At 37.5% G+C, this 9,766-nt stretch carries 9 protein-coding genes; all 9 read left to right on the top strand.

Features of this window, described 5'->3' with window-relative positions:
- The first annotated feature begins 62 nt into the window (after positions 1–62).
- The 9 genes from QME58_12880 (at position 63) to QME58_12840 (ending at position 9,655) form a co-directional block, all read left to right on the top strand.
- Positions 63–758, top strand: a complete 696-nt coding sequence (locus QME58_12880) for a hypothetical protein (GenBank protein MDI6804714.1) — start codon at positions 63–65, stop codon at positions 756–758.
- Complete coding sequence (locus QME58_12875; GenBank protein MDI6804713.1) at positions 755–1,519, top strand: hypothetical protein; 765 nt, start codon at positions 755–757, stop codon at positions 1,517–1,519. Before QME58_12880 ends, QME58_12875 begins: the two co-directional genes overlap by 4 nt.
- An 85-nt stretch (positions 1,520–1,604) precedes the next feature.
- Positions 1,605–3,206 carry an ATP-binding protein gene (locus QME58_12870; GenBank protein ID MDI6804712.1) on the top strand — a complete coding sequence of 534 codons (1,602 nt, stop codon included), beginning with the start codon at positions 1,605–1,607 and terminating at the stop codon, positions 3,204–3,206.
- Between the two features lie 17 nt (positions 3,207–3,223).
- Positions 3,224–4,573: a sigma-54 dependent transcriptional regulator gene (locus QME58_12865; protein ID MDI6804711.1), complete on the top strand. Its 1,350-nt coding sequence runs from the start codon at positions 3,224–3,226 to the stop codon at positions 4,571–4,573.
- Positions 4,574–4,576: 3 nt separating this feature from the next.
- Entirely contained in the window at positions 4,577–5,122 is a 546-nt protein-coding gene (locus QME58_12860) for an archaemetzincin family Zn-dependent metalloprotease (GenBank protein MDI6804710.1), read from the top strand.
- 54 nt (positions 5,123–5,176) lie between these two features.
- Positions 5,177–6,667, top strand: a complete 1,491-nt coding sequence (locus tag QME58_12855) for a NapC/NirT family cytochrome c (GenBank protein MDI6804709.1) — start codon at positions 5,177–5,179, stop codon at positions 6,665–6,667.
- Between the two features lie 15 nt (positions 6,668–6,682).
- Positions 6,683–7,120: a Rieske (2Fe-2S) protein gene (locus QME58_12850; protein ID MDI6804708.1), complete on the top strand. Its 438-nt coding sequence runs from the start codon at positions 6,683–6,685 to the stop codon at positions 7,118–7,120.
- 9 nt (positions 7,121–7,129) lie between these two features.
- Positions 7,130–8,212 carry a cytochrome b N-terminal domain-containing protein gene (locus tag QME58_12845; protein ID MDI6804707.1) on the top strand — a complete coding sequence of 361 codons (1,083 nt, stop codon included), beginning with the start codon at positions 7,130–7,132 and terminating at the stop codon, positions 8,210–8,212.
- Between the two features lie 24 nt (positions 8,213–8,236).
- Positions 8,237–9,655 (top strand): cytochrome c3 family protein, encoded by a 1,419-nt coding sequence (locus QME58_12840; protein MDI6804706.1) that lies wholly within the window; start codon positions 8,237–8,239, stop codon positions 9,653–9,655.
- The last annotated feature ends 111 nt before the right edge of the window (positions 9,656–9,766 follow it).

The following is a 9,766-nucleotide window of genomic DNA, read 5'->3' as shown; positions in this document are numbered from 1 at the left end:
CGATAAAATCTATAACACTAAACTTATATTTGAATTTTTGGAACTGCCCTTGATAAGAAAAGATGACTATTTTATTTGTCATATTAACAATAATAATTTTCCTTGCTGTTGATTATATAATATATCGAAAGGAAGAAAAAGCAATAATTCAATATGTGAAAAACATTTTGAAGAGTCAGCAAAAGATGTCGGCTTTGGCAACTTTTGCCGGTATCAAAGATATTGATTTTCCAAAAGGTTTATTTTTACATCCCAAGCATACTTGGGTTCAACTCCTTCCATCAGGAATGGTAAAGATTGGTGTAGATGATTTTATTGTGAAAGCAATCGGAAATGTCAATCGTGTTATTTTACCGCCATATGGTGAATTGCTAAAAAAAGATAAACCAGCTTTTTCAATAAATCAGAAGGACAAGGTGTTGAATTTTATCTCTCCTGTAGCTGGGCAAGTTGTTCAGCTTAACAGCGAACTTCTGAAGAATCCTGAGTTGTTTTCTGACCCATACGATAATGGATGGTTTGTAGTCGTTCAACCGTCTAAAATATCTTCAGAGATTAAATCATTGAAACTTGCGGATGAAGCAGTAGTTTGGCTGAATGATGAAATGCACCGATTCAGAGAATTTATAATTCGATTATCGAACGGTGAAAAGTTAACTCTTCAAACTTTACACGATGGCGGTTTGCCCGTAAGAAGTGTGTTGTCTGACCTTGATGAAGACGATTGGAGTGATTTCCAAAAAGAGTTTTTATTATGAATTCAAACGATGCAAAATGTGTCTGGATGTCCGCGGGTGTAGTCTCGTACAAGCTCTGCGATTTAGAGTTCGACTGCGAGCATTGTGCTTACGATAGAATAATTCGATCTAAAATCTCGAGCGAAATTGTAAACGGAAACTATAAAACATCGAACATTGGAAAAATTGTGAATTACTCTGACCAGGCAAAGATGCTGATCGATAAATTAATAGATTCAGAAATCAATCCAACATATTATTATTCAAAAAATCATATTCGTTTATCCAAAGATGAAGATGGTGCAGTATCAATCGGTATCGATATCTTGTTAGCAAAAATTTTGAATTATATAAATTGTATTGTTATGATGCCAGTCGGAGAGTTTGTCAGACAACGAAAAAGTTTTTGCTGGTTAATACAAAAAGGACGCACACTTACATTATATTCGCCTATAAGTGGAACAGTTGTTCAAAACAATGCTTTGCTATTAAATTCGCCAGATCTTATTCGCACGACCGATTTACAAAAATCGTGGTTATCAAAAATCAGGCTCAACAAAGATTCAAGATTAGAAGATTTTTACACAGGGGAAGAAGCTCAAGTATGGTTTCAAAAAGAATTAAAGCGGACTAAAGATAATTTCTATGAAATAATTGAAAAACAAAGGATTCTCACATCTCCAACTCAATTCGATGGAGGTATATTCAGCTCTTCTCTATCCGAAATCCTACCAAATGATGAATATTGGAAAATTCTCAGAAATCTCTGCTTCCCCAAATAATAACTTTTGGATTTGTAAATTGTTGAAAAATTCCACAAATTACTGTGGAATTTTTTTTTATTATTCAGCAACGAGTGTGTTTACTATGAAAACTTTATTCAATACTATCTCATTTCGGCTCTTCTTAACATTACTATTGGTGATGGGTGTTTTATTAGGGACATATATTTATTTTACTCTCCAATCGCAAGAAGAGCATATGATGACTTACTTGAAGATAAATTCAAGCCGCCTCAGCGATTTTATCAAAGGTTCAACTCGATACGGGATGCTGCTAAACCGACGCGAAGATACTCATCAAATTATCAATCGTCTTGGGATAGAACCGGGAATTGAAGTCATCCGGGTTTTTAATAAAAAAGGAGAGATAATGTTTTCGAGTCTTAAGGAGGAAATCGGGACGAGTGTTGATATGACCGCCGAAGCATGTTACGTTTGCCACGCTGCCGAAAAACCGATTGAGTCAGTTCCTGAAAAAAGTCGTGCTCGTATAGTTACACGTCCCGATGGACACCGTTCGTTAGGATTAATCAATCCGATAAAAAATGAAGTCGATTGTTCAACTGCCAACTGTCATGCACATCCTTCTGAAACTAAAGTGTTAGGTGTATTAGATATTAAAATGTCGCTCGACCAACTTGATCAAAATATTCAAGAGGCACAGGATCAGGTATTTGCATTTTCAATTATTATCATCTTGTTGATTAATATTGTATCGGCAATATTCATCAGGCAATTAGTGCACAAACCTGTTCATCAGTTGATAGATGGAGCAAAAGCAATTTCAGAAAAGAATCTGAATTATAAAATTCCTATCACTTCAAAAACAGAAATCGGTGAACTCGCCGATGCGTTTAATGATATGACTGATAAATTGAAAAGAGCTTACGACGAAATTAAAGACTGGTCAATAAGTCTTGAAAATAAAGTCGATGAAAAGACAGACGAATTAAAACGTGCACATGCCCATCTAATTCAAATCGAAAAAATGGCATCGCTTGGACAGCTTTCCGCAACAGTAGCTCATGAACTTAACAATCCGCTTGAGGGTATAATTACACTAACAAAACTTCAGGTGAAAAGATTGAATAAAGATAATTTGACAAAAGATGATTATGAAAATATATCACAAGATTTAAATTTTGTCGCTGAAGAATCGCTCCGTTGCGGTAACATCGTAAAAAATCTCTTATTGTTTTCAAGACAGCAAGTTGAAGAATTTAAAGACTCAAACCTCGCACAGATTACAGAGCGGAGTATTATGTTGATTGCCCACCATATGCAGATGCATGATATCAAATTAGTGCGCGATTTTAAATTAACAAACCCAATCATCTTTTGCAGCGCCGCACAAATACAACAAGCTACAATTGCTTTGATGATTAATTCGATTGAAGCGATGCCAAGTAGCGGAACTTTAACAATTAAAATGTTCGATACCGATGCCGATCATATCTCCATTCAAATTACGGATACAGGCCACGGAATACAGAGTGAAATACAGGAACAAATATTTGAACCATTCTTTACAACCAAAGAAGATGGCAAAGGTGTGGGATTGGGGCTATCGGTAGTTTATGGAATCGTAAACGCACACAAGGGTAAAATAACAGTTGACTCGGTTGTGGGACAGGGAACAACATTTAATATTGTGTTGCCACGGGAAAATAAAAACAGACAAACATAAAATTGCAGGGTATTACTATGAACAATAATAATTATGGAATATTGGTAGTTGATGACGAGAAAATCGTCCGGGAATCGCTTTACAAGTGGTTTCTTGAGGATGGCTACCGTGTTGATACGGCTGAAAATGCTGCCGAAGCATTGCGAAAACTTCAGTCGGCAACTTTCGATATTGCATTTGTAGATATAAAAATGCCAGGTATGGATGGCTTAGAATTACAACGCCACCTGAAGGAGATTGATAAATCGCTGACGGTAGTGATTATTACTGCCTTTGCATCGGTTGATTCGGCTGTGCGGGCATTGAAGGACGGTGCCTACGACTATGTAACTAAACCGATTGACCCTGATGAACTAACACACATAGTAAACAATATCATCAACCAGAAAAAATTGTTGACCGAGAATATACAGCTGCGTGAAAAGATAGATGAGTTAACTCAGTTCGATGAAATTGTAGGTGAAAGTTCACAAATAAAGAAGGTGTTTGAGTTGATTTCAACGGTAGCTAAAACCGATACAACAGTTTTAATTCGTGGCGAAAGTGGAACGGGAAAAGAACTCGTTGCGCGTGCAATTCATGCGCACAGTTCGAGAAAATATTTTCCAATTATCCCTGTCAATTGCGGTGCTATAAATGATAATCTGTTAGAGAGCGAATTATTCGGACACGAGAAGGGTGCCTTCACGGGGGCTCAATACCGCCGCAAGGGAAAGTTTGAAATGGCTGATGGCGGTTCGATATTTTTTGATGAAATCGGTTGTGTGAGCGAACGGCTCCAGGTCGATTTGCTTCGGGTTCTTGAAGCTAAACAATTCACACGGGTTGGCGGCGAACAGGTGATTAATGTGGACGTTCGTGTTATTTGTGCTACGAATAGAGATATAGAGTTGGCTGTTAAAGAGGGAAAATTCCGAGAAGATTTGTATTACCGTTTGAATGTGTTCACAATATTTCTTCCACCGCTTAGAGAACGGAAAAGCGATATCCCGCAGCTTGCAAATCATTTTATGAAAAAATTCTCGCAGGTAATGAATAAGCCGGTAACTCAAATCGACCCGGAAGCCATGGATGTTTTAGTCCGATATGATTGGCCCGGGAACATTCGTGAATTGGCAAATGCCGTTGAGCGTGCAATGGTGGTAGGCAAGCCGCCACAAATCAGGAAGGAAGATTTACCTTTCCAGTTGATAAATATTAATGGTATCAAACCGGCTTCAGACTCAATCGAAGAAATCGAAAAAATCCATATCTTAAAAATTCTTAATCAATACAATTGGAACATCTCTAAATCTGCTGAAGTCCTCGATATCGACAGGGCAACTTTATACAACAAAATCAATAAATTTAACCTAAAGAACCGGTAATAGATGTTCGTCGAAATTTTAGGTGCCCGGAATTTTGAGAAATTAGATGTTGGGTTACTCTGTATTGAAGTTAAATCAGCATTCAATTTAGAGGTCTCATTCAGGAAAGCGGTTATGGATTTTGGTGCCACTTTCGATGCGAACCGCCTTCAATATAACTCAACCCAAATTCTCCATCTACTGCTCAACAGCGGCAAAATACAAAACGATTCCAAAGCAATTATTTTAACTGATTTAGATCTGTTTGTTCCTATATTAACTTATGTATTCGGTGAAGCCGAATTAAACGGGCGTGCAGCGATAGCATCGTCGCATCGACTTCACAACGAGTATTACGGTTTACCCAAAAACGAACCACTTCTTCAAACAAGGACTACCAAAGAAATTATACACGAACTTGGGCATACATTCGGCTTAATACATTGCAAGGATTACATGTGCGTAATGCACTCATCGACTTATGTTGAGGACATAGATTTGAAGAAAGCAAGTTTGTGTATTAGCTGCAAAGATAAATTGGAAATTCTGGACGGTAATAGACTAAAATAATTTTTGATTAAGATTATTTTTTGTATATTCAACTATCAAAAAAAGGAATATTTTATGGCTAAAAAATATCCGGATACGTTCTATAACCCACTTAGTATTATCGGATCGGTTGTTGCTTTAATATCGTTTGTATCGTTAATATTTTTATTCTTAATCGGAATATTTATCCCTCAAACTCCGGTATATTTTGGTATTGTAACATTTTTAATATTACCAGTTTTTTTGGTAATCGGTTTGCTGATGATTATTATTGGAATAATTTTCGAGAGGCGGCGAAGAATAAGAGGGGGAGAAGTCAGGCACTTCATCAACGTCGATTTTAACAATCCCCGCCATAGAAGAGGAACTTTGATTTTTATTATTGTTGTGGTAGTATTTATGCTTTCCAGTGCCTTTGGAAGTTACCAGGCATTTGAATATTCTGAATCAGTCGAGTTTTGTGGTAAAGTGTGCCATGAAGTGATGGAACCCGAATACTCAGCCTATCAAACTTCGCCGCACGCACGTGTCAAATGTGCCGAGTGCCATATCGGACAAGGAGCCGACTGGTTTGTGAAGTCAAAAATTTCGGGCGCTTATCAGGTTTATTCTGTTTTATTCAATAAATATTCGAAACCCATTTCAACTCCTATTAAAGACTTACGCCCGGCTCAAGAAACTTGTGAACGCTGCCATTGGCCCCAGTATTTTTTCACTGAATCTAAAAAGCAAAAAACTTATTTTAAGAAGGATGAAGTGAATACACCTTGGACTATCTCGTTACTTATGAAGATAGGCGGCGGCTCTCCTGAGATGGGACCGACTGCTGGTATTCACTGGCATATGAACATTATGCAGGATATTGAATATATAGCAGACGATGCTGCACGGCAAGAAATTGTTTATGTTAAAACTACCGACCATCAAAATAATGTAACCGAATATTTCATAACCGATAATCCGTTGACTCACACAGAGGTTGAGGCACGTAAGAAATTTAAAGTCGATTGTATTGATTGTCATAACAGACCTTCACACGTTTATAAACCACCGACATCAGCAGTTGATTTAGCAATGTATTTGAAACACATTGATCCTACACTTCCATATATTAAAAAAATTGGAGTAGAGGCGTTATCCTATAATTATTCCACAAAAGAAAAAGCACTTGATAGTATCCGTTACATAATTGAAAATTATTATGGGAGTGAATACAAAGAGATTGCTTTTACCCGGTCAGAAATAATTAAAAAGGCAGTTTTAGAAGTTCAAAAAATTTATTCACGCAATTTCTTCCCTTCGATGCAAGTTACTTGGAGAGCTTATCCAGAAAATATCAGCCATATGAACAATCCCGGTTGCTTCCGATGCCACAACGGAAAACTTGTTAGTCCTTTGGGAAAACCAATTACTAAAGATTGTAACAGTTGCCACACAATTTTATATCAAGGTTCTGAATTATCTCCAAAAACACTCACAACAACCGGATTAGAATTCCAGCATCCTGAAGATATTGGCGACGAGTGGAAAACGACTAACTGTAACGAATGTCATACTGGTGAATAGAAAGAAGAGTGCAATATGGAAGTGGATCAAGTTAAACGAAAATTTTTAAAATATGTGTTAGGTGGTTCGTTGACTGCTCTGGCGGCTATGATATTATATCCGATAATTGCATATTTGAAACCGCCTAAAACAAAATCGGCTGAAGTATCTTCTGTAAAAATTGGCAAAGTAAACGAGATACCTAATGATAGCAGTATTATGTTTAGGTTTGGCACTAAGCCGGGAATTTTGGTTAAAACTCAGAGCGGCGAATTCAGAGCATTCGAGGCTACCTGCACGCATCTCGATTGTACAGTTCAATTTAAACAAGATATAGGAGTTATTTGGTGTGCTTGCCACAATGGTAAATTCGATTTAAACGGAAGAAATATTTCTGGACCGCCTCCGCGTCCTTTGACTCCTTACAAAGTTATCATCCAGGGGGAAGATATTTTTGTTTCCAAAATCTTATAAGGTATTATTATGAAAAAAAACTATTGGAAAATGTTTTATAATTGGTTCGATGAGCGAATCCAATTCGAAGATATAATTCAATTTGCTGCAAAAAAATATGTTCCTGTTCATAGTCATTCGATTTGGTATTATTTTGGTGGTATAACGCTTTTTCTCTTTATAATTCAGGTTGTTACAGGAATTATGTTACTGCTTTACTATAAAGGGAGCGAAGATTTAGCATTTGAGAGTATCCAATACATAATGACTGAAGTTCAGTTCGGGTGGCTAATTCGCTCTGTCCACAGTTGGTCGGCAAATTTAATGATGTTGGCTGCCTTCATTCACATGTTCAGTGTTTATTTTACACGTGCGTACCGTAAACCCCGTGAGATAACCTGGATTACAGGTATGCTTATGTTATTTTTAGCTATGGGTTTCGGGTTTAGCGGTTACTTACTTCCTTGGAATGAACTCGCTTTTTTTGCTACAAAAGTCGGAACTGATATCGCCGGAGTTATACCGGTAATCGGGAAACCGATGCTTGAATTTTTGCGCGGTGGCGAAGATGTAACGGGTGCAACGCTTTCGAGATTTTTCGGATTTCACGTTGCTGTTATGCCCGCAATATTTACTGTTTTGTTAGGGATACACTTGATCCTTGTTCAACGACAAGGAATGAGTGAACCTATTGGTTATGAAAACAAACCAGTGACTGAAAAAAAGACAATGCCTTTTTTTCCGAATTTTTTACTTCGCGATTTATTATTTTGGTTAGTGGTTCTGAATATTGTTGCCCTTCTTGCCGTTTTGTTTCCCTGGGAGTTAGGTGTTAAAGCCGACCCGTTTGCTCCCGCACCGGCAGGTATAAAACCGGAATGGTATTTTATGTTTATGTTTCAAACTTTAAAATATATTCCGGCGCATATTCTGTTTATGGATGGTGAAGTGTTGGGAATTCTGTTATTCAGTGCTGCAGGATTGCTCTGGACTTCAGTTCCTTTTTGGGATCGCAAAACTCTTCGTGGCGAAAAAACCAGATTCATAAATTATCTCGGTATTTTTGCGTTAGTGTATATAATTTTACTCACTGTACTTGGCTATTTAGAATAAAAGTGAATTCATTTAAGGACTGTTATGAATATATTTATTGTAATATTACTTCTTATCGTTTCAGTGCATTTTGGTATGGCACAGAAAAAAGTTGACCAATGTATTGCATGCCATAAGGCAAATGGCGATAAACCTGCAAAATTATTTCCGACCGATTTACATTTTGCTCAAGGAATTTCGTGCGTTGATTGCCATGGTGGAGATGCATCTAAAGAAGGCATGGACGAATCCATGAATAAGGATGCAGGGTTCATAGGGATTCCGTGTGGTGATAAAATTGCGGAAGTGTGCAGCAACTGCCATAGCGATCAGTTTGAAAAAATGAATAATAGTGTTCACGGAAAACTTACTGTCAAAGGCGATCAAAAAATATTACAATGTACAACTTGCCATAGTGTACACAATATTGTATCAGTAAAAAATGTTGCTTCTCCTGTTCATTCGAACAATGTTGTGCAAACCTGTTCAAAATGCCATTCCGATATTTCATATATGCGGCATTACAATCCGGCATTACCAACCGATCAACACGAGAAATATTTGACGAGCATCCATGGGCAATTGAACAAAAAGAAAGATGCCAACGCAGCAACGTGTGCCAATTGCCACGGCAGCCACGACATCAGGGTTGCAAAGGATGTTAGATCGCATGTTCACGCCGCGAATTTACCAAAAACTTGCGCTGCTTGCCACAGCGACGCAGAATTGATGAAGCAATACAAAATACCAACCGACCAATACGAAAAATTTGCAGCAAGCATTCATGGTGTTGCATTATTAAATAAGGGTGATGCGGCGGCTCCATCGTGCAACGATTGTCACGGCAATCACGGTGCTGCTCCTCCGGGATTTGAATCAATATCAAAAGTTTGCGGAACTTGCCACGTCTTCAATGCCGACTTATTTGCAAAAAGTCCGCATAAAAAAGCTTTTGACGATCTGAAACTTCCTGAATGCGAAACCTGTCACAGTAATCATGCAATCATTGTGGGTACTGATCAATTAATCGGAACAACTTCCGAAGCGATTTGCTCGCGTTGTCATACCGAAACCAAAAACCCAATAGGGTATTGGGATGCGGCACAAATGAGAAAAACTCTGGATAGCTTAGTTCATGAAGAACAGGAAACTATCAAACTAATTACCGAAGCTGAACAAAAAGGGATGGAAGTATCGGAAGCAAAATTCAAGTTACGTGATATTCGTCAGGCGAAATTAGAAACCCGAACCATCGTGCATGCTTTCAATCTTGTAAAATTTACTGAGGTTGCAAACAAAGGATTTGCGGTTACTTCTGAAGTAAAATCTGCCGGCAAAAAAGCAATTGATGAATATTATTTTAGAAGATGGGGCTTACTTGCTGTAACGCTTATTATCACCGTATTAGCAATTTCTTTATTTGTTTACATTAAAAGAATCGACAAGAAAAATACCTCCAAATAAATTATTTAATTCAACTTTAATAATTAAATAAAGCGAATTTTTCAAATTTAAGAAATATAAACCCAGATTGTTCAATAGGCTATAAATTTCTAATGACCGCCATTAGGGAAA

The organism is Bacteroidota bacterium, assembly GCA_030017895.1.
Taxonomy (GTDB): Bacteria; Bacteroidota; Ignavibacteria; order UBA10030; family BY39; genus JASEGV01.
Note: the sequence above shows the minus strand (reverse complement) of the source record. Positions and strands in the feature narration are given on the sequence as shown.